The organism is Lactobacillus sp. UMNPBX4 (genome assembly GCF_002554115.1).
Classification (GTDB): domain Bacteria; phylum Bacillota; class Bacilli; order Lactobacillales; family Lactobacillaceae; genus Lactobacillus; species Lactobacillus gallinarum.
The window spans coordinates 1-1882 of sequence record NZ_PCZF01000094.1 but is presented as its reverse complement, the minus strand read 5'-3'; the positions used below and the strand labels follow the sequence as shown (position 1 = coordinate 1882).

1 rRNA gene is annotated in these 1882 nt (G+C 50.8%); it reads right to left on the bottom strand.

Features of this window, described 5'->3' with window-relative positions:
* Positions 1-107: 107 nt before the first annotated feature.
* Positions 108-1671, bottom strand: a 16S ribosomal RNA gene (locus tag CP355_RS09760).
* Positions 1672-1882 lie beyond the last annotated feature (211 nt).

The following is a 1882-nucleotide window of genomic DNA, read 5'->3' as shown; positions in this document are numbered from 1 at the left end:
TCTTTGAGGTACTACCCTCAAAACTAAACAAAGTTTCTCAGTGTGCTTCCGCTTGCTTAAGTGACTTCTCTTAGTATCTCTACTCTCCATCACTCTCGCTTCCTTAGAAAGGAGGTGATCCAGCCGCAGGTTCTCCTACGGCTACCTTGTTACGACTTCACCCCAGTCATCTGCCCTGCCTTAGACGGCTCCTTCCCGAAGGTTAGGCCACCGGCTTTGGGCATTGCAGACTTCCATGGTGTGACGGGCGGTGTGTACAAGGCCCGGGAACGTATTCACCGCGGCGTGCTGATCCGCGATTACTAGCGATTCCAGCTTCGTGCAGTCGAGTTGCAGACTGCAGTCCGAACTGAGAACAGCTTTCAGAGATTCGCTTGCCTTCGCAGGCTCGCTTCTCGTTGTACTGCCCATTGTAGCACGTGTGTAGCCCAGGTCATAAGGGGCATGATGACTTGACGTCATCCCCACCTTCCTCCGGTTTGTCACCGGCAGTCTCATTAGAGTGCCCAACTTAATGCTGGCAACTAATAACAAGGGTTGCGCTCGTTGCGGGACTTAACCCAACATCTCACGACACGAGCTGACGACAGCCATGCACCACCTGTCTTAGCGTCCCCGAAGGGAACTCCTAATCTCTTAGGATGGCACTAGATGTCAAGACCTGGTAAGGTTCTTCGCGTTGCGTCGAATTAAACCACATGCTCCACCGCTTGTGCGGGCCCCCGTCAATTCCTTTGAGTTTCAACCTTGCGGTCGTACTCCCCAGGCGGAGTGCTTAATGCGTTAGCTGCAGCACTGAGAGGCGGAAACCTCCCAACACTTAGCACTCATCGTTTACGGCATGGACTACCAGGGTATCTAATCCTGTTCGCTACCCATGCTTTCGAGCCTCAGCGTCAGTTGCAGACCAGAGAGCCGCCTTCGCCACTGGTGTTCTTCCATATATCTACGCATTCCACCGCTACACATGGAGTTCCACTCTCCTCTTCTGCACTCAAGAAAAACAGTTTCCGATGCAGTTCCTCGGTTAAGCCGAGGGCTTTCACATCAGACTTATTTTTCCGCCTGCGCTCGCTTTACGCCCAATAAATCCGGACAACGCTTGCCACCTACGTATTACCGCGGCTGCTGGCACGTAGTTAGCCGTGACTTTCTGGTTGATTACCGTCAAATAAAGGCCAGTTACTACCTCTATCCTTCTTCACCAACAACAGAGCTTTACGATCCGAAAACCTTCTTCACTCACGCGGCGTTGCTCCATCAGACTTGCGTCCATTGTGGAAGATTCCCTACTGCTGCCTCCCGTAGGAGTTTGGGCCGTGTCTCAGTCCCAATGTGGCCGATCAGTCTCTCAACTCGGCTATGCATCATCGCCTTGGTAAGCCGTTACCTTACCAACTAGCTAATGCACCGCGGGGCCATCCCATAGCGACAGCTTACGCCGCCTTTTATAAGCTGATCATGCGATCTGCTTTCTTATCCGGTATTAGCACCTGTTTCCAAGTGGTATCCCAGACTATGGGGCAGGTTCCCCACGTGTTACTCACCCATCCGCCGCTCGCGTCCCCAGCGTCATTACCGAAGTAAATCTGCTGGTTCTGCTCGCTCGACTTGCATGTATTAGGCACGCCGCCAGCGTTCGTCCTGAGCCAGGATCAAACTCTCATTTTGAAATTTAAGTTTGAATGATTGCTCATTCGATTATTTAAGATCTTTGTCTCAAATTTATTGCTTGCGAATTGACTTCGCTTCTTGTTTGGGTTTTACACCCGCACACTTTTAGCGAAACTTTGTTCAGTTTTCAAAGTACTACCTCCGTCTGGCTGAACCAGACGGCTTTTATATTTTATCAAATCTCAAATCCTTTGTCAAGAACTTTTTT